Consider the following 22,554-nt stretch of genomic DNA (forward strand, 5'->3'; position numbering starts at 1 on the left):
GGGTCACGCAGAACCAAAAAAAAGCCCCGCGGGCCAAGGCCTGCGGGGCAAAGGGTTGGGAGAGACCAACCAAAGGAGTCGTTGCTAATTCAAGTCTCAGCGCACGCTGGCGACCGTCTCGGGCTGCCAGCCGCCACCCAGTGCCTTGTAGATCGACACGATGCCGCGATACAGCTCCACTTCACCCACCGCCTGGGCGTCTTCGGCGCTCAGGCGTTCGCGTTCGGCATCGAGCAGCACCAGGTAGTCCACCGTGCCTTCGCGGTAGCGCACCGAGGCCAGCTCCGCGGCCTTGCGGCTGGCGTCGCTCTGGCGCATCAGCGACAACAGCCGCTGCTGGGTCTTGTCGTAGTCGCTGAAGGCGTTGGCCGATTCTTCCAGGGCCAGCAGCACCTGCTGTTCATAGTTGGCCAGCGCCCCTTCGGCATCGGCCTTGGCGCCGCGCAGGCGGGCGCGCACGCTGCCCAGGTCGAAGGCTGCCCAGGTGATGCTCGGGCCGAGGGCCCAGGCATTGGCGGCCGAGGAGCCGATCTGCGAGCCGCGTGCGGCGGTAAAGCCGAGGAAGCCGCTGAGGCTCACCCGCGGGAACAGGTCGGCGGTGGCCACGCCAACGTTGGCGGTGGCCGCTGCCAGCTGGCGCTCGGCGCTGCGGATGTCCGGGCGGCGGCGTAGCAGCTCGCCGGGGTCGCCCACCGGCAGGGCCTTGGCAATTGCCGGCAGGGCCTTGGGCGAAAGGTCCACGCTCAGCGCGTCCGGGCGCTGGCCGAGCAGGGTGGCGATGCGGTGGCGCGCCCGCGCCTGTTCGGCCTGCAGTTGCGGCACGGTGGCTTCGACCCCGGCCAGGCGCGCATCGGCGCGCACCACGTCGAGTTCGTTGCCGACCCCGGCATCGCGTAGGGTCACGGTGATGGTGCGCGACTCTTGCTGGGTCTTGAGGTTGGCCACGGCGATCTTCTCGCGCAACTGCGCCCCGCGCAGTTGGCCGTAGGCATCGACCAGCTCGGCGATCAGGCTCACCTGCAGCTGCTGAAGGTCAGCCTGGGCCGCCGCCGCCTGGGCGTCGCTGGCTTCGATCTGGCGCTGGATGCGGCCGAACAGGTCGAGCTCCCAGGCCATGTCCAGGCCCAGGTCGTAGCGCTCGCTGTTGACCCGCTGGTCGGTCTGGCCCGGGACCTGGCCCTTGCCGATCTCGCTGCTGGCGCGGCTGGTGACCACCGGCAGCTGGTCGTTGGCGGCGTCATCGCGGATCGCCCGCGCCGACTTGAGCCGGGCAAAGGCCACGCGCAGGTCGCGGTTGCCCTCCAGCGATGCCTGCACCAGCTGGTTCAGTACCGGGTCGTCGAACTGCTTCCACCACACGCTCTCGAAGCGGCTGCGGTCGAAGGCCTTGGCCTGCAGCGCGGTGTCCACCTGGGCAGGCTCGGTGGCCGGCGCCTGGTAGTCAGGGCCCACCGCACAGGCCGCCAAGGCCAGGGCCAGCAGGCTCGGGGTCAGGGGTTTGAGCAGGTTCATGCATGGCTCTCCAGCGATTGAACGCGTTCGGCCTTGCGGGCCTGGCGACGTTCGACGAAACGGCGGATCAGGAAGAAGAACACAGGGGTCAGGAACAGCCCGAACACGGTCACGCCGATCATCCCCGAGAACACCGCCACACCCATGGCATGGCGCATTTCAGAGCCTGCACCGGAGGAGAACACCAGCGGTACCACACCCATGATGAAGGCGATCGAGGTCATCAGGATCGGCCGCAGGCGCAGGCGGCAGGCTTCCAGCACCGCAGCCAGCGGGTCGAGGCCCTTGGCTTGCTCGTCCTTGGCGAACTCGACGATCAGGATCGCGTTCTTGCACGCCAGGCCCACCAGCACGATCAGGCCGATCTGGGTGAAGATGTTGTTGTCGCCACCGGAGACGATCACCCCGGTAATGGCCGACAGCAGGGTCATCGGCACGATCAGGATCACCGCCAGCGGCAGGCTCCAGCTCTCGTACTGGGCCGCCAGCACCAGGAACGCCAGCAGCACGCAGAGCGGGAACACCAGCAGGGCGGTGTTGCCGGAGAGGATCTGCTGGTAGGTCAGGTCGGTCCATTCGAAGGTCATGCCGTTGGGCAGTTCCTCCTTGAGCAGTTTCTCGATGGCCGCCTCGGCCTGCCCGGAGCTGTAGCCCGGTGCCGCCGCGCCATTGATTTCCGCGGTGATGAAGCCGTTGTAGTGCATCACCCGGTCAGGCCCGGAGGTGTCGCTGACCTTGAGGAAGGTCGCCAGCGGGATCATCTCGCCCTGGTTGTTGCGCACCTTCAGCTGGCCGATCTGCTCGGCATCGAGGCGGAACTGCTGCTCGGCCTGGACGTTGACCTGGTAGGTGCGGCCAAAGCGGTTGAAGTCGTTGGTGTACAGCGAGCCCAGGTAGACCTGCAGGGTGTCGAAGATATCGGTGATGGCCACGCCGTGGGTCTTGGCTTTCTCCCGGTCGATGGCGGCATCGACCTGCGGCACGTTGACCTGATAGCTGGTGAACAGGCCCGCCAGCTCCGGCACGTTGTGGCTCTTGGCGATGATGTTCTGGGTTTCCTTGTACAGCGCTTCGTAGCCCAGGTTGCCGCGGTCCTCGATCTGCAGGCGGAAGCCGCCGATGGTGCCCAGGCCCTGTACCGGCGGCGGTGGGAAGATCGCGATGTAGGCGTCCTGGATGTCGGCGAACTGGGCATTGAGCGCGGCGGCAATGGCGGCAGCCGACTGGCTCGGGTCCTTGCGTTCGTCGAACGGCTTGAGCGGGGTGAACACGATGCCGCTGTTGGGGCTGTTGGTGAAGCCGTTGATCGACAGGCCCGGGAAGGCCACCGAGTCGGCAACGCCAGGCTGCTTCAGGGCAATTTCGCTCATGCGCTTGATCACCGCCTCGGTACGGTCGAGGCTGGCCGCGTCAGGCAGCTGGGCGAAGGCCACCAGGTACTGCTTGTCCTGGGCCGGCACGAAACCGGTCGGGGTGGACGAGAAGCCCAGGTAGGTCAGGCCCATCAGCCCGGCATAGACGAACAGGGCAATGCCGCTGGAGCGGATGACCCGGCGCACGCCGCCCACATAACGGTGGCTGGCACGGTCGAAGAAGCGGTTGAACGGGGCGAACAGCCAGCTGCCCAGCAGCTTGTCGAGGAACCGCGAGAAACGGTCCTTGGGCGCATGGTGGTCCTTGAGCAGCACGGCAGCCAGGGCCGGCGACAGGGTCAGCGAGTTGAACGCCGAGATCACGGTGGAGATGGCGATGGTCAGGGCGAACTGCTTGTAGAACTGCCCGGTCAGGCCGGAAATGAACGCCGCCGGCACGAACACGGCGCACAGCACCAGCGCCGTGGCGATGATCGGCCCGGTCACCTCGCTCATGGCCTTTTGCGTGGCCTCCAGCGGCTTCAGGCCTAGCCCGATGTTGCGCTCGACGTTCTCCACCACGACGATGGCGTCGTCCACCACGATACCGATGGCCAGTACCAGCCCGAACAGCGACAGCGCGTTGAGCGAGAAGCCGAACAGGTGCATCACCGCAAAGGTACCGATCAGCGACACCGGCACCGCCAGCAGCGGGATGATCGAGGCGCGCCAGGTCTGCAGGAACAGGATCACCACCAGCACCACCAGCACCAGGGCTTCGAACAAGGTGTGCACCACCGCTTCGATGGAGCCGCGCACGAAGATGGTCGGGTCGTAGACGATGCTGTAGTCCATCCCTTCAGGGAAGTCCTTCTTCAGCTCGGCCATCTTCGCCCGCACTTCGTCGGAGATCTCGATGGCATTGGAGCCTGGGCGCTGGAAGATCGGGATGGCGACCGCCGGCTGGTTGTTCAGCAGCGAACGCAGGGCGTACTGGCTGGAGCCCAGCTCGACCCGGGCGATGTCCTTGAGGCGGGTGATTTCGCCATCGGCACCGGCACGGATGATGATGTTCTCGAACTCTTCCTCGTTGACCAGGCGGCCCTGGGTGTTGATCGACAGCTGGAAGCTGGTCGAACCCGGGGCGGGCGGGGCGCCCAGCTGGCCGGCGGCAACCTGGCGGTTCTGCTCGCGAATGGCGGCGACCACGTCACTGGCGGTGAGGTTGCGCGAAGCGGTCTTGTTCGGGTCGAGCCACACGCGCAGCGAGTAGTCGCCCATGCCGAACAGCTGCACATCGCCCACGCCGCCCAGGCGCGCCAGCTCATCCTTGATGTTGAGGATGGCGTAGTTGGACAGGTAGAGCATGTCGTAGCGGTTGTCCGGCGAGGTCAGGTGCACGACCATGGTCAGGTCGGGCGAGGCCTTGTCGACGGTGATACCGATGCGCGTCACTTCTTCGGGCAGCTTGGGCTGGGTGCGGGTGACGCGGTTCTGCACCTGCACCTGCGCGTTGTCCAGGTCAGTGCCCAGGGCGAAGGTGATGGTCAGGGTCAGCTTGCCGTCGGCAGTGGACTGCGAGGACATGTAGAGCATGTTCTCGACCCCGGTGATGGCCTGCTCCAGGGGCGCGGCGACGGTTTCGCCGATGACCTTGGGGTTGGCGCCGGGGAAGTTGGCGCGCACCACCACGGTGGGCGGCACGACTTCCGGGTATTCGCTGATCGGCAGCTGGAACAGCGAGATCGAGCCAGCGATCAGCAGCACCAGCGACAGCACGGCGGCGAAGATCGGCCGGGTAATGAAGAATTTCGAAAAGTTCATCGGTGTGATCCCTTAACCGCGTGGCGCCTGGGCGCTGGCGACTTTCTCAGTGGAGCCCGCTACGTTCTGCGCGCTGTTGCTGGCTTCCAGGGCCTGGCGCTGCTGGGCAAGCGCGGCGAGGGTCTGTTCGCTGGCCATCGGCGTTTCTTCCGGCGTCACCGGCGAGCCTGGGCGAACCCGCTGCAGGCCCTTGACCACGATGCGGTCGTCCTTGGCCAGGCCACTGCGCACGATGCGCAGGCCTTCGAGTTTCGGCCCCAGTTCCACGGCGCGGTAGGTCGCCTTGTTGTCCTTGTCCATCACCAGCACGAACTTCTTGCCAAGGTCGGTGCCGACCGCTTCATCGTTGATCAGCATGGCGTCGTACTGGGCGCTGCCGACCAGTTTCAGGCGCGCGTACAGGCCGGGGGTGAACTGGCCGTCGCGGTTGTCGAACACGGCGCGGCCACGGATGGTGCCGGTGCGCGGGTTGACCTGGTTGTCGACGAAGTTCATCTGGCCCAGGTGCGGGTTGCCGGTTTCGCTGGTCAGGCCCAGGTACACCGGGGTGCTCTGGCCACGCTGGCCGTCGCGCGCCAGCTGGGTGTACTTGAGGTACACGCGCTCGTCGGCGTCGAAGTAGGCGTAGACCTTGTCGGTGGAAACCACGCTGGTCAGCGGCGTGACATCGGCGCTGACGATGTTGCCGGCGGTGTACTCGGCGCGGCTGACACGGCCGCTGATGGGCGAGGTGACGCGGGTGAAGCTGAGGTTCAGGCGGGCCAGGTCGAGCTGCGCCTGGATCGCATCGACCCCGGCACGGGCCTCGGCGGCGGCGCTGCTGCGCGACTCGGCAAGCTCGGCGGAGATCGCGTTGCTGTCGCGCAGGCGCTCGCCACGGCGGGCTTCGTTGGCGCTGCGCACGGCGGTGGCCTTGGCTTGTTGCAGCTGGGCTTCGAGGCGGCGCACTTCAGCCTGGAACGGGCGCGGGTCGATCTGGAACAGCAGGTCGCCTTTCTTGACCTGGGCGCCTTCGGTGAAGCCCACCAGGTCGATCTGGCCGGAGACCCGCGGGCGCACTTCGACGGTTTCCGGGGCTTCGAGGCGGCCGGTGAACTCGTCCCATTCATTGATCGGCTGCTCGATCACCTTGGCCACGCTGACCTTTGGCGCGGCGGGAGCCTGCACAGCGTCTGGGGTTCGGCCGCAAGCGCTGAGCACCACCACTGCCAAGGCAGCGAGGGGGAAGCGCAAGGGTTTGAGTGAGTGGTCCATGGAGAACTCCGCCAAGATATTAGTAGTGGGCGGAGTGTGAGTGTCTTGCGCGTGACGCACGAATCGAACGCAGCGAAGGTTATTATCACGGGCAATGATATGTCGGCATATTTCATCGATGGCGGGCATGGTAGGGTGCCTGCCTGGGCCCGATCGCCGGCAAGCCGGCTCCCACAGGTTTCTCCACCCCTTCAGGCTGAGCTGAACCTTTGGGAGCGGGCTTGCCCCGCGAAAGGGCCGGCACAGACACCCCAAGTGACCTAAGGCCGCCCCCGTGACCCCCACCGCAAAATTCCCCAGCCCCCTCGCCATCGTCGCCCTGGGCGTGCTGCAGATCCTGGTCTGGGGCGGTTCGTTCTTCCTCATGGCCGTCATGGCCGACCCCATCAGCCGCGACACCGGCTGGCCCAGCCAATGGGTCTACGGCGCCCTGTCGCTGAGCCTGATGGTCTCGGCCCTGCTGGCCCCCTTGAGCAGCCGCCTGACCGCGCGCTACGGCGGCCGCCCGCAAATGGCCGCCAGCGGCGCGGTGGTTGCCGTGGGCCTGCTGATCATGGCGGCCAGCCACAACCTGGCGCTGTTCCTGCTGGCCTGGGCGGTGATCGGCGTGGGCATGGCCATGGGGCTCTACGAAGCCCTCTTCGCCACCCTCGGCGGGCTGTACGGGGAGGGCGCCGGCAAGGCCATCACCGGCATCACCCTGATCGCCGGTTTCGCCTCGACCTTGTCCTGGCCGCTCGTTGCGCTGGCCATCGAGCACCTGGGCTGGCGGGTCACCTGCGTGTGCTACGCGCTGCTGCTGATCGTGGTGGTGGCGCCGCTGTACTGGCGGGTGCTGCCGGCGGGTGGGCGGGTGGAGGTACGCCGGCAGCAGCAGAACGCCGATGCGCCCGAGGTCGAGCGCTCGCTCTACCTGCTGCTGACCAGCCTGTTCGCCATCGGCGCAATCATCATGACGGCCATCGCCGTGCAACTGGTGGCGGTGCTCCAGGGCCTGGGCCATTCGCTGCCGGCGGCGATCGGCCTGGCGGCGATGCTCGGCCCCAGCCAGGTGGCCTCGCGGGTGCTGCAGATCCTGGCGGGCAAGCGCCACCCGATCTGGACGGCGCTGGCCTGGGTGAGCCTGGTGCTGGTCGGCCTGCTGCTGGTGACGCTGGTGCCGGCAGCCACGGCCGTGGGCCTGCTGGTGTTCGGCTGCGGCAATGGCTTGCGGGCGATCGTGCGGGGCTTGCTGCCGCTGGCGATGATGCCGCCGGCGCAGTACGTGCTGCTGATGGGGCGCATGTCGCGGCCCTCGTTGATCGGCCAGGCCCTGACGCCATTGGTGGGCGGCTACCTGTTCGAGCACTTTGGCGCGATGGGCGTGCTGGGGACCCTGTGCCTGCTGGCGCTGGCCAATGTCGGCCTGGTGCTGGCGGTGATGCGCAAGGTGCGCGCCAGCCTGCGCTGAAAGCCTCGTGGCAGAGGCTGGCGACCACCTGCATTGGCGCGCAGGCCGCGTGTGCACTAGCGTTTGAAGCATTCAGCCGCCACCCGCAGCCGCCGAGATACGCCATGCAGGACCCGCGCCCGAACCCGAGGCTGTGCCTGGAATACCGTGCCGACCGGCCGATTTTCAGCGACTTTGTGCAGCAGGCCCAGCGCTCGCCTGAGGCGCCGGCGATCATTGGCCCGGGCATGTGCTGCAGTTATGGGCAGTTGCAGGCCATCAGCCAGGGCATCGCCAGCTGCCTACTAGAAGGCGCCGCCAGCAAAGGCGAGCGGGTGCTGATCGTTTGCAGCCGCGGTGCCGGGCTGGTGTATGCCATGCTCGCTGCGCTGCGCGCCGGCTTGCCGTTCAGCGTGGTCGATGTGGCTTACCCGCCCGCGCGTATCGCGCAGTTGCTCGAGAGCCTGGAGCCTGCGTTCATCCTGTGCTGCGGTGAAGCGCGATTCACCCCGCCAGGGCGCTGCCCGGCGCGGCTGATCAGCGTGCCGGACACGCCCGCCGAGGTCTTGCTGCAGTTTCCCGAGCAGCCAGGGGCATTGCCCGAAATCGACCCGCGTGCGCCTGCCTATATCACCTTCACCTCCGGCAGCACCGGTACGCCCAAGGGCGTGGTGGCCAACCATGCGCCGCTGGTGCATTTCATCGACTGGCACGTGCGCCGCCACGGCTTCACCAGGCAGGATCGCTTTTCACTGCTGTCGGGCCTGGGGCACGACCCGGTGTACCGGGATATCCTCACGCCCTTGTCGATTGGCGCGACGGTCTTTTGCCCGGCCCAGGCAACCCTGACGCACCCCGCGCAACTGGCAGCCTGGATACAGCAGCACGGCATCACGGCCATTCACCTGACGCCTCCCTTGGGCAAGCTGATTGCCACTGGCGCGGACCTCAACCAGCAGTCGTTGGGCGCATTACGCTGGTTGTTCTGGGGCGGCGATGCCTTGAGCCCTGCGCTGTACCAGAGCATGCGGGCGATTGCCCCGGCTGCCACCAGCGTGAACTTCTACGGCACCACGGAAACGCCCCAGGCGATGGTCTTCCATCAACTCGACCCGCAGCCGGGCCAGGGCGCGATACCCCTGGGCAAAGGGATCGACAGCGCCCAGGTGCTGGTGCTGAACGACCAGCGTCAACTGGCCGGCGAAGGCGAGGTGGGCGAGATCCTGATTCGCAGCCCGTACCTGTCCCTGGGTTACTGGCGTGATCCGGCGCTGACTGCGGAAAAATTCGTGGTCAATCCGCTCACCGGTGAGCCCGGTGATACCTGTTACCGCACAGGCGATCTGGGCACTTACCTGGCGGACGGAAGCGCCACCTTCCTAGGCCGCGGCGACTGCCAGGTGAAGATTCGCGGCCATCGCATCGAGCTTGCCGAAATCGAAAATGTGCTCGCCGGGCTTTCGCCAATCACGCAATGCGTGGTGGTGGCCAACACCGAAGGCGCGGCGCCAAAGCTGGTGGCCTATTGCGTAGCGCGGTCGGCGGTAGCCGCCGGGTACCTGCGCGAAGCGCTCGCCGCGCAATTGCCGGACTACATGGTGCCGGCGCAGTTCGTGTTCCTCGATGCAATACCGCTGACCCCCAACGGCAAGATCGACCGGCGCGCATTGCCGCCGCCACAGGACGCCCCGAGCAACAGCGCTGACACCCTGACCCCGCTCGCGCAGCAGCTGGCAGACGACTGGGCGCAGATACTCCAGGTGCCGCACATCGATGCCAACCTGAGCTTCGTCGAGCTGGGCGGCGATTCGCTGTCGTTCGTCCAGGCCTCGACGGCGCTCGAAGCGCGGATCGGGCAACTGCCGCCGCGCTGGGAGTCGCTGCCGGTGAAGGCCCTGGCGGCGCTGGCGGCCACGGGCAAGGCGCCCAGGCACGCATTGCGGGCCATGGAAATGCCGGTGTTGATGCGCATGCTGTCGATCTTGCTGATCGTCATGGGGCACCTGGGCGTGCTGGGCAAAGGCATGATCATGGGCGAGACCACCGCGCTGTTTCTGGTGTCGGGGCTGGGGCTGGCGCGCTTTCAGGTCAAGGCCATCAACGATCGCGGCGATGCGCGCTCGCTTATCAAGTCGATGCTCGCCATCGCGCTGCCGACCCTGCTGTACACCGCATTGGTGCAGTGCGTGTTCGACCGGCTGCACTGGCAATCCTTGCTGCTGATCTCCAACTGGTTCCCCGCCGAAACGGTCGGCCACTTCAGCTATTGGTACATCGAGGTGCTGGTGCAGATGGTGCTGATCATCGGCCTGGTGCTGTCGATCAGGCCGGTGCGCCTGCTGATCATGGCCGACCCGTTCCGCCATCTGCTGCTGGCCGCCGGCGCGCTGGTGCTGGCGGACCTGGCGCTGAGCCGCTGGGTGTTCGACGCCACCGCGCTGTACAACCGCGTGCCCCAGCACTACCTGGCGGCCATGGTGCTGGGCATGGCTGTGCAATATGCCGACACGGCGCCGCGCAAATGGCTGGCCAGCGCGGTGGCGGTGGTGGTGGTCGGCGAGCTGGAGCTGGTGACCATCGCCGGCTACGGCTGGGACATGTGGCTCAGCGGGGTGCACATCGACATCGCCTTGCCGGCGGTGCTGGCGCTGATCTGGTGCCGCTCGGTGCCGGTGCCTGGGGCGATTGCACGGGGCGGGGCGCTGATCGCGTCGTCGACCCTGTTCATCTACCTGACCCATTATCAGTTCCAGTCCGTGGCCCGGCGTATCAGCGACCAGCCGCTGTTTGCCGTGGCCCTGGCGATTGTCGGCGGCGTGCTGGTTGCGTATTGCTGGAACCTGGCGTTGCGCCTGATGCTGGAGCGCTGGAACCGCCGCAAGCGCCCCGCAGATGCCCTGGAACCTGCCGCCTGAACGCGCTCAGCGGTTGCCCGGCGCCAGGCCATTGAGCAGCAAACGCACCGAGGATGCCGTGGCCGCGTGGTAGTCGATGCGCTGCTCGCTACCGCCGGGGGCATGCCAGCAGCGGTTGATGCAGGCTTGCGCGATGGCCCACACCGAGGGCAGCACGTGCTCCGGGTTCACTGGCGCCAGCTGCCCGCTGCCGATCCACTGGCGGATCTGCGCGGTATTGTCCCGGGCCTGGCTGGCCCAGCGTTCGAGAAAGTCGCCGGGGATGCGCCGGCCCCCCTCCTTGAGTTCCTGCAACAGCACTTTGGAGGCGAACGGGCGGCCTTCGAACAGTCCGATCATGGACGTGACCGTGCGGCTCAGCGCCTCCAGCGGTTGGTCGCCCTGCTGGAAGGGCGCGCAGGCGTCCAGGTAGCGGGGCGCGATGTCCTCCAGCACCTGGCTGTAGATGTTGGCCTTGGATTTGAAGTAGTAGAGCACGTTGGACCTGGGCAGGCAGGCCAGGGCGGCGATGGCCGAGAGCTTGGTGGCGGCATAGCCCTGTTGGGCGAATGCTTCGCTGGCGGCATTGAGGATGGTACTGCGCACGGGTTCGGCCAGGGGCTCCTCGCCAGCCTTGGGCATTTCTCGCGGCAGTTCGAACGGCATGATGTACACGGCAGGCTTCCCTGAAGCGGGTAAAGTCGCAATATACAAAAATATACAGCGTAGGTGTACGCTCGCCTGACAAAAGCCTGTGGCGCGTCAGGCGATGGCGTTGGCGCTGGCCAGCACCAGGCTGCGCAGCCAGCGGGACGCCTGCGCCCGGTGCTTGCGGGCATGCCACAGCTGGTAGTAGCGCAAGGGCTTGGTGGCCGCGGGCAAGGGCTCGATACGCAGCGGCAGGAGCTCGGCGTAGTGCCGGGCGAAGGCGCGGGTGGTGGTGAACACCAGGTCGGACCTGACCAGCGTGTAGGGCGCCAGGCAGAAGTACGGCAGGGTGGTGGTCACCCGGCGCAGCAGGCCGGCCTTGGCCAGCTCGGTGCCGATGGTGCCATGGCCGCCGGCGGTGTGGGTCAGCACATCGAGGTGGTCGGCCTGGCTGTAGGCCTCGCGGTCAAGGCTGCCGGGCGCGATCGGGTGGCCCTCGCGCAGCAGGCAGACCAGGTCGTCGTCGCACAACGATTGCAGGTGCAAGTGCTGCGCCGGGCGTTGCCAGTTGCCGATCACCAGGTCCAGCGAGCCGTCTTCGAGCCCGCGCTCGTAGCCGCCTTCGGCCTGCAGGTGGGTCAGCTCCAGGGTGGCGCACGGCGCCTGGGCGTGGAAGCGCTCGATGATGGCGGGGACGAAGAACACGCTCAGGTAGTCCGGCGTGCTGATGCGAAAGTGCTGGCGGCTGGTGGCGGGGTCGAAGCGGTCGATCGGGTGCAGCACCTGGTCGATCCCGGCCAGGGCCTGGCGCACCGGGTCGATCAGAGTCTGGGCATGGCTGGTCAGCAACATGCGGCTGCCGCTGCGCACCAGCAGCGGGTCGCCGGTCATCTCGCGCAGGCGCCGCAGCGCCACGCTGACGGCCGGCTGGCTTTGCCCGAGGCGTTCGGCGCTGCGTGAAACGCTGCCTTCGGTGAGCAGGGTGTACAGCGTGCGCAGCAGCTGGGCATCGCAGTTGGGGGTGGGCTTGGGCACGGCAGTTCTCCAGCACGGCAAAAACCAGGCCAGTGCGCGGTCCCTGTGGGAGCCGGCTTGCCGGCGATAGGGCGCGAATCGGCGGTTTGCCAGGTCTGGCCTCATCGCCGGCAAGCCGGCTCCCACAGCAGAGGGTGGTTTCGATATATAGAAAAATATATACCGCAAGCCCGATCGGGTTGTCACCTCCAGGCTGGCAGCATGCTCAGCAGTTCGGCCTTCTGCTGGGTCGCCTCGCCCATCAGCACAAACCCCTGCACGCGGCGGTCGGGGCCGTGGTAGAGCGAGCGGATGGCGGCGATGCCTTTGCTGCAGCGGCTGAGCAGTTCGGTCGACCACAGCCCCTGGTCATCCAGCGGTGAGGCGACCACCGTCGGCAGCACGCTGGTCTTGATGGTGACCGGCATGGCGGGGTAGGCGACCGACGTCGGTTGCCCAGCCAGGGTCTGCGCCAGCGCCCGTGCCTGCAGCATGATCGGCATCACGTAGGGCAGCAGCAGGCCATGCACCTGCACGCAGTCGCCCAGGGCATACACCTGGCTGGCACTGGTGCGCAGCTGGGCATCGGTGACGATGCCGCCCTCGACCGCGATGCCGGCGGTGCGCGCCAGCTCCACGCGCGGCTGCAGGCCGATGGCACTGAGCACGTAGTCCACCTCCAGCGTGCCGCCATCGGCCAGTTGCAGCTCAAGGCCGCTGGCGCGGCGGTGCACGGCGACCGGGCCATTGCCCAGCGCCAGGCGCACGCCGATCGATTGCAGGGCGTTGGCCATCTCTTCGCCGGCTTGCTCCGGCAGCAGGCGGCTCAGCGGCCAGGTGGCGCGGTCGACGACGGTGATCTCGTGCCCCGCGTGGCGCAGGTCGTTGGCGAACTCGCAGCCGATCAGCCCGCCGCCGAGGATGGCGATGCGGCTGACCTGGCCGATCTGCTGGCGCAGGTGCCGGTAATCGTCCAGGTCGTTGACCGTGATCAGCGCATCGGCCCCATCGCCTTGCAGCGTCGGGCGCCGCGGGTCGGCGCCCAGTGCCAGCACCAGGGCGCGGTAGCGCTGCGCCTTGCCGGCGAGGTACACGCACTGGGCGTCGACGTCGATGCGCTCCACGCTGGTGTGGGTGAGCACCGTGGCGCCCAGCTGCGCAGCCATCTGCGCGGCATCGCTGCTCACCAGCTGGTCGGGCAGGCGCCCGCTCTGGCAGGCATTGGACAGCGCCGGCTTGGAGTAGAACTCACGGCCATCGCGGGTGACGATCACGATGGGGGTAACGCTGTCGAGTTTGCGCAACTCACGCGCCACGGTGTAGCCGGCCAGCCCTGAGCCGAGGATCACCACCGGCTCGACCGCGCTGGCAAGTGGCGCTTGGGCCTCCTGCGGCAAGCGCACCATGTCGAAGTCGGCCTTGCCCACGCCGCACTCCGGGCAGTACCAGTCCTGCGGCACATCTTCCCAGCGGGTACCGGCGGCGATGCCGTCTTCCGGCCTGCCCACGGCTTCGTCGTAGAAGAAGCCGCACACCAGACATTCCCATTTGTACATGTTGGCGACTCCCGTCAGCTGGTGAAGGCGCGGCCCAGGCCCAATGCGCTCAAGGCACGGCGATAGGCCGTGGAGGAACGGTCGGCGGGGATGTGGATCTCCAGCGACAGGTCCAGTGGCAGGTCTTCGGGGCGGCACAGTTCGACGATGTCGCGGTCTTCCTCGAACACCTGCTGGTTGAAGGCGTAGACGTCGTCCAGCGGCAGGTGCTGGTCGAAGTTGCGGGTGATGGCGCAGAACATGCGGGTCTTGCGCGCCGAGATCGGGCTGGCCGCGTTGAGGATCACCAGCTGGTGTTCGGCATCGGGAAAGTTGACCGCCAGGCGCGCGGTGAACGGTGCGAACACATCGAACGTGCGCTTCCACTGGAAGCCGGCCGGCGCGCGGTGCTGCAGCTGCTTGGGGAAGTTGCTGACGCTGCTGACGTATTCGGCATGCATGCCATGGGGGGTGAGTTCGGCCTTGTAGGTGGGCACCACCGGGTTGTCGCGGTCGGCGAAGGCGTCGTGGTGGATCCAGGCGAAGTGTGCCACGTCGATGAAGCCTTCGACCTGGCGGCCGGCGGAGGCGGCGATGTCGATCGACGGCGGCAGGATGCGCTGGAAGCGCGCGTCGTGCCACGACGGCATTTGCGCGAAGGGCGCTTCGCTGCCGGCCATCAGCACCCAGACCATGCCGTAGTCTTCGCGGGTGACGTACATCTGGATGCGGTGGCGTTCAGTGAGGTTGGCGTTGGGTTCCGAGGGGATGCGGGTGCAACGCCCGTCGGTGCCGAAGTGCAGGCCGTGGTAAGGGCAGATGATGTTCTCGCCCTGCACCCAGCCCTTGCTCAGCGGTGCGCCGCGGTGGCTGCAGATGTCGCGGGCGGCGTTCAGCTTGCCGGCGGTGCGGTAGAGGACGATGGGCTCGTCCAGCAGGGTCACGGCGTAGGGCTTGTCGCCCACGTCGGCGCTGAAGGCCACGGGGTGCCAGTGGCGGGTGAGGATCTCGCGGTCGTGGGGGGTGAAGGAACTGGTCTGGGTGATCGGGTTCCAGGTCGGGGCAGGGCAGGCTGTGGCGGGCATTTCGCTTCTCCTTGTTATCGATCGCATCGAGTGCCAGGTCGATGCTAGAGAAGCCCGGGCGGCCTGCCCATGGCGCGGGGCACATGTTGGTCATATGCCGCTGCTTATGTTCCGGCGCCATCCCGGGCAACCTGCGGGCCCGCCGAATCTGCTAGCCTGTGCCCCGCCATCCCGATCGACCATGGAAGCGCTGAACATGTCTATTTCCACCCTCGACCCACTGGATTTCGAGATCGTCCGCGAATTGCAGGAGGACGGGCGTCGCGCCTTCCGTGAGGTCGCCCGCAACCTGTCGGTGCCGGAAGCGACCATCCGTACCCGGGTCAAGCGCCTGCAGGACCAGGGCATCCTGCAGATCCTCGCGTTCACCAACCCGTCCAAGCTCGGCCATGCCAAGCTCGCCTTGCTGTTCGTCAACGTTGCGCCCGAGGACCACGACCGGGTCGCCGATACCCTTGGCCGCTGGACAGAGGTGAGCTACCTGTCCACCACCCTGGGCACGGCGGACATCTGCGTGCAGGTGCTGTGCCGCGATGACCAGAGCCTGTGGAACCTGCAGCAGAAAGTGCGCAGCCTGCCGGGGGTTCGCGAGGTGCAGACCTTGCAGGAGGTGAAGGTGCACAAGATCCGCTTCACCCTGCCGCCCGCTGAAGGCGAAAGCTGAGCGCAGCCCAAGCCACCTAGCCCTGCGAAAAGCCCTCTGTGGAAGGTACCTGTGGGAGGTTACCTGTGGGAGCCGGCTTGCCGGCGATGAGGCCAGGGCAGGGCTCCACTGGTAGCTGTGCGGGCCCCATCGCCGGCAAGCCGGCTCCCACAGGTAATGCGCACGATCTTTTCATGCGCAACAATTTCTTTTCTTTCCTGCGCAATGCAGAAATTCTCGCACCATCCCCTGCGCCAATCCTCCGTCCCGCGTACTGCAAACCTTCGCCCTAGAGCCTGCCGAACCCCGCGCACGGTCTTGGCGCGCCACGCCCCGAAACTGCACATTGCGTAGAAAATATCTTTTCATGTTGCGCAATGCGCACTCATATGAAATAAAAATATACACATGCGCAGAATCATGACGTAGGATCTGCTCATCGAGACCCATAACAAAAACAGAGGGCGAGACGATGCACCAGGCCATTGCAGGCACCGCGCCGACGGCGCAGCTGGTTAAATCCATCCGCTGGTGGGACGGGGTGGCGATCACCCTGAGCTTGCCGGCGGCGTTGTTCGTAGGCCTTGGCTACTCGATCGGCGCCATCGGCGCCTGGGCCGCCATCGCCCTGTGGGCGTCGATCGCTGCCGTGGCGGTGCTGCACAACTGGCTGTATTCGGAAATGGGCGCCATGTTCGCCGACAAGTCCGGCGGCATCGCCCTCTATGCCAACGAGGCCTGGTCCGCTCGCCTGCCATGCCTCGGCCCGCTGGCCACCTACGCCTACTGGTTCGCCTGGGCCACCGCACCGGCCATCTGGGGGCTGGCAGTGGCGCAGATCCTGTCCCAGCAGTTCTGGCCCGACGTCACCGCCCACTATGACCTGGGCCCGCTGCAACTGGGCCTGCCCCAGGCCATAGCCCTGGGGGTGGCACTGTTCAGCTGGGCGCTGAGCATGGTCCAGCTGCGTTTCACCATGGTCATCCTCACCGTTGCCGGCGTGCTGCTGATGGTGCCGGTGCTGCTGTTCGGCACCAGCTTCCTGACCAGCCCGGTGTGGAGCACCGCCAGCTTCACCTGGCACACCGGCAGCGGCCTGCATGGCCTGCGCACGGTGCTGGCGTGGCTGTTCATCATGGCCTGGTCGGCCTACGCGGTGGAGGCGGCGGCCTCGTTCATCCCCGAGTTTCGCGACACCGTGGCCGACACCCGCAAGGCCCTGCGCATTGCCGCGCTGATCCTGCTGCTGGTGTTCACCCTGGCCCCCTTGGGCCTGGCTGGCCTGCTCGGCGAGCAGGTGATGGCCGAGCAGCCCTACGGCTTCCTGCAGGCGGCGGCCCAGGTGCTGCTGGGCGGCGGCGCGGCGCTGGTCACCTGGGTGCTGATCGCCGGCATCCTGGTGCTGTCGGTGATGGGCACCGCCGATGCCGGCCGGGCGCTGTACCAGAGCGCGCTCGATGGCCTGACCGTGCGCCAGTTCGGCGAACTCAACAAGGCCGGTGTGCCGGCCCGGGCGGTGACCGTGCAGCTGTTCATCAACGTGGCCCTGGTGCTGCTGGTGGGCAACCCGCTGGCGGTGATCGTCGCCGGCAACATCGGCTACATCCTGGCCCACTGCCTGGCGGTGGCGGGTTATGTGGCACTGCGCCTGGACCGCCCGCAGCAACCCCGGCCGATTCGCCTGGGCCGTGGCTGGGTCGCGGTCGCCATGGCCCTGGCCGCCTTCGACGCGGTGATCCTGCTGGTGGGCGTGACCAGCGCCTCGATCACCGGCTACGGCGGCCTCAAGGAAGTGCTGATCGCCGTCGCCGTGCTGGCCATTTCCCAAGCCCTGTACCGCCTGCGCCGGCTGCAGGAGCGCAAGGCCATCGCCGCCGCGAGCCCGCGCTGACGCGCAACCCCCAACTTCGCTGACAACCCCCGTAGAGGAGTGCACCTGATGCGTGCAGATGACTCCGGCCGCCTGTGCTGGCCGAAAAACAGCCCTGTGGCCGTTTCCCTGACCTTCGACGTCGACGCCGAAGCCGGCCTGCTGGGCGACAGCCCAAGCTACGCCCGGCGCCTGACCAGCCTGTCGGAAGGGCGCTTCGGCGTGACCCGTGGCGTGCCGCGCATTCTCGAACTGCTGCGCCGGCACAAGATCTGCGCGACCTTCTTCGTCCCGGGCTACACCGCCGAGCAGCACCCGCACCTGGTGGAGATGCTGCTCAAGGAGGGCCACGAAATCGGCCACCACGGCCATATGCACCTGCGCAGCGACAAGGTCAGTGCCGCCCAGCAAGCCGACGAGATGGCGCTGGGCCTGGCCGCACTGGCCAAGGCCGGGGCGCCCAGGCCAGCCGGTTATCGCTCCTCGTCCTGGGAGCTGACCCCGGAAACCTTCGAACTGGTGCTGGCCAACGGCTTTGCCTACGACTCCAGCTGCATGGGCGACGACCGCCCGTACTTCGAACACTGCAACGGCGCGTCGATCCTCGAACTGCCGGTGCACTGGTCGCTGGACGACTGGCCGATGTTCGGCTGGAGCATCGACAACGGCGGCAACTTCACCGCGCCCCGGGTGCTGTTCGACGGCTGGCTGGCCGAGTACGAGTCGGCGCGCCGGGATGGCCGCCACACCAGCTTCACCCTGCACCCGGAGGTGATTGGCCGGGCGGCACGCTTCGAGCAACTCGAGCGCCTGGTCGAGCGCATGGCCAGCGATGGCGATGTGTGGTTTGCCCGCCTCGATGAGGTGGCCGCCCAGGTCGCCCCACAACTGCAGCAGGTGCGCGCATGAGCACGGTGTTCCGCTCCACCTGCGTGCACCCGGCCGAGCGTGGCCGCGAATTCGGCGAAAGCTTCGCCGCCAAGGTGCGCGCCACCGTGCAGGCCTATGAGGGGCTGTTTGCCCGGGTTGCCAAGGCGCCCTTCGACCTGCAGGCGATGGGCAACCGTTGCCTTGAACAGGTGGCGCTGTTCGCGCCGCCGCTGCATGCAGAAATGCTCGGCATCGCCGAGGGCGCCGGCATCGCCCCGGCGCTGATCGGCGCAATCAATGCCCGCACCGAGGTGCTCGCCGTGCTCGGGGCGCGCCTGCGCGGCGAATGCTCCACGGTGGTCCAGGTCGACCCTTGGGGTGCGCCGGTCACCGCGCAGACCTGGGACTGGTACGCCGAGTTCGCCGAGCAGTGGCTGACCTGGGAGATCCCCCATGGCGATGGCCGCCTGACCACCACCGTCACCGAGTACGGCATCGTCGGCAAGCCTGGGGTCAACAACCGGGGCCTGGGCGTGCACTTCAACATCCTGCACCACGCCGACGATGGCGCCGACATCGGCGTGCCGGTGCATGTGCTGTCGCGCTGGATTCTCGACAGTTGCAGCGACATCAACCAGGCCCTGCAGCTGTGCCAGCGGGCGCCGGTGTCGGCCTCCAGTTCACTGACCCTGGTCGCGGCGGCCGAACGTGCCAGCTGCGCGGTGTCGGTGGAAATCCACCCCGGCGGCCCCGGCCTGGTGTTCCCCGGCGCCGATGGCCTGCTGGTGCACACCAACCACTTCCTCTCAAGCCCCGCCCGCGACTTCGATACCGAGCCCGGCAGCTACCCGGACACCCTGGTGCGCCACGACCAGTTGCTGCGCCGCCTCGGCAACCGCCCGGGCCTGGATGCCGGCGACCTGCTGCAGGCCCTGAACAGCCACCTGGGCAGCACCGGCGCGCTGTGCTGCCACCCGGACCCGGCGCTGCCGGCAGCAGGGCAGTACGCAACCCTGGCCAGCATCACCCTCGACGTCGCCAACGGCACCCTGCGCGCCTTGCCGGGCGGCCCGTGCCGCCACCTGTAAACCTTCGACCCACAGGAAACCTCGCCATGCTTCAACTCAAACGCCTCGACAACATGGACATCCTCACCCACGACGTGCAACGCCTGGTCGACTTCTACCACGGCACCCTGGGCCTGGGCTTCTTCCTACCCTACGTCGCCGAAGAACGCTGGGCGGCGATCGAAATGGGCAATGTCACCCTGTACCTGTTCCACACCCACAACCCGGCGCCGGTGGTGCGGCGCACGGCGGTAAACCTTGCCGACAAGCCGGGGCTGGACTCCTTCGCCTTCGAAGTCGAATGCCTGGATGAGGCCATGGCCTACCTGCACGGCAAGGTCGAGTGGGTGACCGACGCGCCGATCGAATGGCAGCACCCCAACGGCACCCACTACCGCTACCGGCCGATGTTCGACCCGGACGGCAACATGCTCTACATCACCGAACCGCACAAGACCGTCTGAACCGGAGGCTCAAGCATGCCCATGACCCACAACAACCCGGCGCGCCTGGCGCCGGCTTCGGTACTGGCGCTGGCACCCGAAGCCCGCGCCCTGGATGGCCGCGTGGCGCTGGTCACCGGCGCCGGGCGTGGCGCCGGCCGCGCCCATGCCCGGCTGCTGGCCCGGCGCGGCGCTGCCGTGGCGGTGGTCGATATCGATGCCGACGTGGCCCGCGCCACGGCGGCGGAAATTGCCGAGCAGGGCGGCCGGGCGATTGCCCTGGCCTGCGACATCACCGACCGCGCCCTGGCCGAGCACTGTGTGGCGCAGGTTGCCGAGCAGCTGGGCGGGCTCGACATCCTGGTGCACAACGCCGGGCTGATCTACTCGATGACCGGCCTTGAAGCCACCGACGATGCCAACTTCGAGCGGCTGCTGGCGATCAACGTCAACGCGCCGCTGTACCTGACCCGTGCAGCCCTGGTGCACCTGCGCCGCAGCGCGGCGGCGCGGGTGATCTTCATCAACTCGCAATGGGGCCAGGTGCCCGATGGCCACTCCTACGGCTACATGGTCAGCAAGGCGGCCCAGCTGGGGCTGATGAAGACCCTGGCCAAGGAGTTCGTCGGCGAGGGCATCCTGGTCAATGCCATCACCCCGGGGGCGATCCTGACGCGCATGGTGCCCGAGCAGTACATCGCGGCCGAGCAGGCCGCCATCCCCCTCGGCCGCCTGGTGCACCCGGAAGAAATCGCCGCCGTGGTGGCCTTCCTGGCCTCGGACGAAGCGGCCTTCATCACTGGCCAGGCCATCCCCGTCAACGGCGGGGCGCTGGTGGTCGGCATCTGACAAAAGCACAACCTGTGAGGACAACCCCATGACGACTCAAGCAACCCAGCGCCAACGCGCCGAGCAGGCCATGCGCCGCCAATGGTTCCCGGTGGCCCGTTCGGCCGACCTGGCCAGCCCGCAATCGGCCACCTTGCTGGGCGAAAAACTGGTGGTGTGGCGCACCGCCGCCGGCCAGGCCGTGGTCCAGCAAGCGCGCTGCCCGCACCGCGGCGCCGACCTCTCGCTGGGCGAGGTGCATGGCGACAGCATCGGCTGCCCGTACCACGGCTGGCGCTTTGCCGGCGACGGCGGCAAGTGCAGCCATGTGCCGTCGCTGGAGGATCAGTGCAAGATTCCCCAGGGCGCGGCGCTGCACACCTACCCCTGCCAGGAGCGCTACGGGCACGTATGGACGGCCCTGGAAGCGCCGTCGTTCGAGCTGTATGACCTGGCCGAGTGGCGTGAGCTGGCGCTTGAATGGCTGGCTGCTGAGCCGCTGGACTCGCCCACCGGGGTGGCCGTGGCCGTGGAAAACTTCGGCGACGTCGCGCATTTCTCGTACATCCACCGCGGCATGATGGGCCACGTCAACCCGGTGGTCGAACCGCTGAACGTGCGCCGCGAAGGCCTGGACATCTGGATGGACCGCCCGCTGCAGGCTTGCGAGGGCGAATGGGCCAACGACGGTGACTGCATGATGCACTACCACATCGTCGCCCCGGGCCTTGTGGCCATCACCTATGACTACGAGCGCCTGGGCAAGCGTGTGGTGGCCGGCTTCCCGTGCCCGGTGGCGTATGACCAGGTGAAGATCTTCTGGGCGGTGGCCAACGACCGTGGATACAAGGGCGGCGATCTGCAGGAGTGCCTGCGCATCGAGGAGCTGCTGTACCTCGAAGACCTGCCGGTGGCCGCGACCATCACCCCGGCCGAGATCGACTGGGACGCCAAGGCGGTCGAGCACTCGGTGCCCTCGGACCTGTACACCTTGAACTACCGGCGGGCCTTCCGTGAGTTCATCGAGCGCGGCCAGCAGGCGCCGGTACGCCTGGTGGACGAGCCGAGGGCGTTGCCGTGAGTGCCCAGGGCCAGGCGCTGAGCGTGCAGGTCAGCGGCCTGCGGCTGGAGGCCGAGGGCGTGGTCTCGCTGGAGCTGCGCGCCGCCGATGGCGCACCCTTGCCGGCCTGGACGGCGGGGGCGCATATCGACCTGCTGCTGCCCAGCGGGCGGGTGCGCCAGTATTCGCTGTGCGGCGACCCGGCGCAGCGCCATGTGCTGCGCATTGCCGTGCTGCTCGAAGCCAACGGCCGGGGCGGTTCGCGCGAGGTGCACGGGGCCCTGCGCCTGGGCCAGCAACTGGCGATTCGCGGCCCGCGCAACGCCTTTGCGCTGCAGGAGGGCGAGGCTTACCTGTTCGTCGCCGGTGGCATCGGCATCACGCCGATCATGGCCATGGCGCAGGCGGCCCAGCGTGCCGGTGCCGATTGGCAGATGTTGTATGGCGGCCGCTCGCGGCGTTCGATGGCCTTCATCGACGAGCTGCAGGCCATGGGCGCAGGGCGGGTGGAGGTGCTGCCGATGGACGAGGTCGGGCTGCTTGACCTGGACGCGGTGGTGGCCGCTGCCCGGGCCGGGCGCCAGGTCTACAGCTGCGGCCCGGCGGCGCTGCTGGATGCGTTGACGGCGCGGTTTGCCGAGGCGGGTTTGCAGCAACGCCTGCACCTTGAGCGCTTCGCACCACTGCCGGCGCCGCTTGCGGCCGACGCCGAGGCGCTGACGGTGATCCTGGCCCGCAGCGGTGCGCAGGTGCAGGTGCCTGCGGGCTGCAGCATCATGGCAGCGTTGCGGGCAGCGGGGCATGAGGTGGCGTCTTCCTGCGAGCAGGGCGTGTGCGGCATGTGCGAGACACGCGTGCTGGACGGCGTGCCGGAGCACCGCGACCTGTTGCTCAGTGAGGCGGAGCGGGCGCGGGGGGAGGTGATGATGCTGTGTGTTTCGCGGGCGTTGACACCGACGTTGACGCTGGATTTGTAGGGTGGTTGGAGTGTAGGTCGATGGTGAGAGGGTGGATGTGAAATCGCGCGCCGCCCGCGCGGCGCATCGCGGATAAATCCGCTCCTACATTTGTTGCAACGTGCCCCGGTCTGTCAGGCCATGGTTGTCCGCTCTTGGTGCCCGCCGAGAAATTGCGTCGTACAAACAAGGCTGGCAACCATGGCCTATCAGGCATAGGCACGTTGCAACAAATGTAGGAGCGGATTTATCCGCGATGCGCCGCGCGGG

General features: G+C 67.5%; 17 protein-coding genes. 10 read left to right on the forward strand and 7 right to left on the reverse strand.

The annotated features are described in order from the left end of the window. Positions 1–96: 96 nt before the first annotated feature. The 3 genes from ACIPG5_RS22905 to mexE are packed head-to-tail and all read right to left on the reverse strand — an operon-like array spanning position 97 to position 5,942. On the reverse strand, positions 97–1,512 hold the full coding sequence (locus tag ACIPG5_RS22905; RefSeq protein WP_286912312.1) for an efflux transporter outer membrane subunit: 1,416 nt from the start codon (positions 1,510–1,512) through the stop codon (positions 97–99). Beyond that, positions 1,509–4,688: an efflux RND transporter permease subunit gene (locus ACIPG5_RS22910; protein WP_176516379.1), complete on the reverse strand. Its 3,180-nt coding sequence runs from the start codon at positions 4,686–4,688 to the stop codon at positions 1,509–1,511. Before ACIPG5_RS22910 ends, ACIPG5_RS22905 begins: the two co-directional genes overlap by 4 nt. A 12-nt stretch (positions 4,689–4,700) precedes the next feature. After that, positions 4,701–5,942, reverse strand: a complete 1,242-nt coding sequence (gene mexE, locus ACIPG5_RS22915) for a multidrug efflux RND transporter periplasmic adaptor subunit MexE (RefSeq protein ID WP_176516381.1) — start codon at positions 5,940–5,942, stop codon at positions 4,701–4,703. 325 nt (positions 5,943–6,267) lie between these two features. Here mexE and ACIPG5_RS22920 point away from each other — a divergent pair, with 325 nt between their 5' ends. Both ACIPG5_RS22920 and ACIPG5_RS22925 read left to right on the forward strand, forming a co-directional pair. Continuing rightward, positions 6,268–7,392 carry an MFS transporter gene (locus ACIPG5_RS22920; protein WP_401378387.1) on the forward strand — a complete coding sequence of 375 codons (1,125 nt, stop codon included), beginning with the start codon at positions 6,268–6,270 and terminating at the stop codon, positions 7,390–7,392. A 104-nt stretch (positions 7,393–7,496) separates the two neighbouring features. Next, on the forward strand, positions 7,497–10,286 hold the full coding sequence (locus ACIPG5_RS22925) for an amino acid adenylation domain-containing protein (RefSeq protein WP_401378372.1): 2,790 nt from the start codon (positions 7,497–7,499) through the stop codon (positions 10,284–10,286). Positions 10,287–10,292: 6 nt separating this feature from the next. On the opposite strand, the gene ACIPG5_RS22930 is transcribed toward ACIPG5_RS22925, so the two are convergent. The 4 genes from ACIPG5_RS22930 to ACIPG5_RS22945 form a co-directional block, all read right to left on the reverse strand. Beyond that, the gene (locus tag ACIPG5_RS22930; RefSeq protein WP_176516459.1) at positions 10,293–10,931 is read right to left on the reverse strand and encodes a TetR/AcrR family transcriptional regulator; all 639 of its coding nucleotides are present in this window, start codon (positions 10,929–10,931) and stop codon (positions 10,293–10,295) included. 96 nt (positions 10,932–11,027) lie between these two features. Further along, positions 11,028–11,948, reverse strand: coding sequence for a LysR family transcriptional regulator (locus tag ACIPG5_RS22935; protein WP_401378373.1), 921 nt, complete (start codon positions 11,946–11,948; stop codon positions 11,028–11,030). A gap of 182 nt (positions 11,949–12,130) precedes the next feature. After that, complete coding sequence (locus ACIPG5_RS22940) at positions 12,131–13,483, reverse strand: FAD-dependent oxidoreductase (RefSeq protein ID WP_401378375.1); 1,353 nt, start codon at positions 13,481–13,483, stop codon at positions 12,131–12,133. A gap of 14 nt (positions 13,484–13,497) precedes the next feature. After that, a complete protein-coding gene (locus tag ACIPG5_RS22945; protein ID WP_401378376.1) occupies positions 13,498–14,547 on the reverse strand; it encodes a Rieske 2Fe-2S domain-containing protein in 1,050 nt (349 codons plus the stop codon). Between the two features lie 196 nt (positions 14,548–14,743). On the opposite strand from ACIPG5_RS22945, the gene ACIPG5_RS22950 reads away from it, so the two are divergent. The 8 genes from ACIPG5_RS22950 (at position 14,744) to ACIPG5_RS22985 (ending at position 22,305) form a co-directional block, all read left to right on the forward strand. Then, positions 14,744–15,211 (forward strand): Lrp/AsnC family transcriptional regulator, encoded by a 468-nt coding sequence (locus ACIPG5_RS22950; RefSeq protein ID WP_176516391.1) that lies wholly within the window; start codon positions 14,744–14,746, stop codon positions 15,209–15,211. A 451-nt stretch (positions 15,212–15,662) separates the two neighbouring features. After that, positions 15,663–17,081 carry an APC family permease gene (locus tag ACIPG5_RS22955; RefSeq protein ID WP_401378378.1) on the forward strand — a complete coding sequence of 473 codons (1,419 nt, stop codon included), beginning with the start codon at positions 15,663–15,665 and terminating at the stop codon, positions 17,079–17,081. Positions 17,082–17,129: 48 nt separating this feature from the next. After that, positions 17,130–17,969 carry a polysaccharide deacetylase gene (locus ACIPG5_RS22960; RefSeq protein WP_401378380.1) on the forward strand — a complete coding sequence of 280 codons (840 nt, stop codon included), beginning with the start codon at positions 17,130–17,132 and terminating at the stop codon, positions 17,967–17,969. Continuing rightward, the gene (locus ACIPG5_RS22965; RefSeq protein WP_219824866.1) at positions 17,966–19,018 is read left to right on the forward strand and encodes a C45 family peptidase; all 1,053 of its coding nucleotides are present in this window, start codon (positions 17,966–17,968) and stop codon (positions 19,016–19,018) included. The genes ACIPG5_RS22960 and ACIPG5_RS22965 overlap by 4 nt, the downstream gene beginning before the upstream one ends. Positions 19,019–19,044: 26 nt before the next feature. Beyond that, positions 19,045–19,461: a VOC family protein gene (locus ACIPG5_RS22970; RefSeq protein WP_219824867.1), complete on the forward strand. Its 417-nt coding sequence runs from the start codon at positions 19,045–19,047 to the stop codon at positions 19,459–19,461. 15 nt (positions 19,462–19,476) lie between these two features. Then, positions 19,477–20,289, forward strand: a complete 813-nt coding sequence (locus ACIPG5_RS22975; RefSeq protein WP_236235766.1) for an SDR family NAD(P)-dependent oxidoreductase — start codon at positions 19,477–19,479, stop codon at positions 20,287–20,289. Positions 20,290–20,317: 28 nt separating this feature from the next. Then, positions 20,318–21,349: a Rieske 2Fe-2S domain-containing protein gene (locus ACIPG5_RS22980; RefSeq protein WP_401378383.1), complete on the forward strand. Its 1,032-nt coding sequence runs from the start codon at positions 20,318–20,320 to the stop codon at positions 21,347–21,349. Then, the gene (locus tag ACIPG5_RS22985) at positions 21,346–22,305 is read left to right on the forward strand and encodes a PDR/VanB family oxidoreductase (RefSeq protein ID WP_401378385.1); all 960 of its coding nucleotides are present in this window, start codon (positions 21,346–21,348) and stop codon (positions 22,303–22,305) included. Before ACIPG5_RS22980 ends, ACIPG5_RS22985 begins: the two co-directional genes overlap by 4 nt. The last annotated feature ends 249 nt before the right edge of the window (positions 22,306–22,554 follow it).

This window comes from Pseudomonas sp. NPDC087029 (assembly GCF_044745345.1).
GTDB classification, from domain to species: domain Bacteria; phylum Pseudomonadota; class Gammaproteobacteria; order Pseudomonadales; family Pseudomonadaceae; genus Aquipseudomonas; species Aquipseudomonas faucium.

Excerpts from the sequence above, each read along its gene's own strand:
- ACIPG5_RS22905 (WP_286912312.1), bottom strand. The coding sequence starts at position 1,512 with ATGAACCTGCTCAAACCCCTGACCCCGAGCCTGCTGGCCCTGGCCTTG.
- ACIPG5_RS22910 (WP_176516379.1), bottom strand. The coding sequence starts at position 4,688 with ATGAACTTTTCGAAATTCTTCATTACCCGGCCGATCTTCGCCGCCGTG.
- mexE (WP_176516381.1), bottom strand. The coding sequence starts at position 5,942 with ATGGACCACTCACTCAAACCCTTGCGCTTCCCCCTCGCTGCCTTGGCA.
- ACIPG5_RS22925 (WP_401378372.1), top strand. The coding sequence starts at position 7,497 with ATGCAGGACCCGCGCCCGAACCCGAGGCTGTGCCTGGAATACCGTGCC.
- ACIPG5_RS22930 (WP_176516459.1), bottom strand. The coding sequence starts at position 10,931 with ATGCCGTTCGAACTGCCGCGAGAAATGCCCAAGGCTGGCGAGGAGCCC.
- ACIPG5_RS22940 (WP_401378375.1), bottom strand. The coding sequence starts at position 13,483 with ATGTACAAATGGGAATGTCTGGTGTGCGGCTTCTTCTACGACGAAGCC.
- ACIPG5_RS22945 (WP_401378376.1), bottom strand. The coding sequence starts at position 14,547 with ATGCCCGCCACAGCCTGCCCTGCCCCGACCTGGAACCCGATCACCCAG.
- ACIPG5_RS22950 (WP_176516391.1), top strand. The coding sequence starts at position 14,744 with ATGTCTATTTCCACCCTCGACCCACTGGATTTCGAGATCGTCCGCGAA.
- ACIPG5_RS22955 (WP_401378378.1), top strand. The coding sequence starts at position 15,663 with ATGCACCAGGCCATTGCAGGCACCGCGCCGACGGCGCAGCTGGTTAAA.
- ACIPG5_RS22960 (WP_401378380.1), top strand. The coding sequence starts at position 17,130 with ATGCGTGCAGATGACTCCGGCCGCCTGTGCTGGCCGAAAAACAGCCCT.
- ACIPG5_RS22965 (WP_219824866.1), top strand. The coding sequence starts at position 17,966 with ATGAGCACGGTGTTCCGCTCCACCTGCGTGCACCCGGCCGAGCGTGGC.
- ACIPG5_RS22970 (WP_219824867.1), top strand. The coding sequence starts at position 19,045 with ATGCTTCAACTCAAACGCCTCGACAACATGGACATCCTCACCCACGAC.
- ACIPG5_RS22975 (WP_236235766.1), top strand. The coding sequence starts at position 19,477 with ATGCCCATGACCCACAACAACCCGGCGCGCCTGGCGCCGGCTTCGGTA.
- ACIPG5_RS22980 (WP_401378383.1), top strand. The coding sequence starts at position 20,318 with ATGACGACTCAAGCAACCCAGCGCCAACGCGCCGAGCAGGCCATGCGC.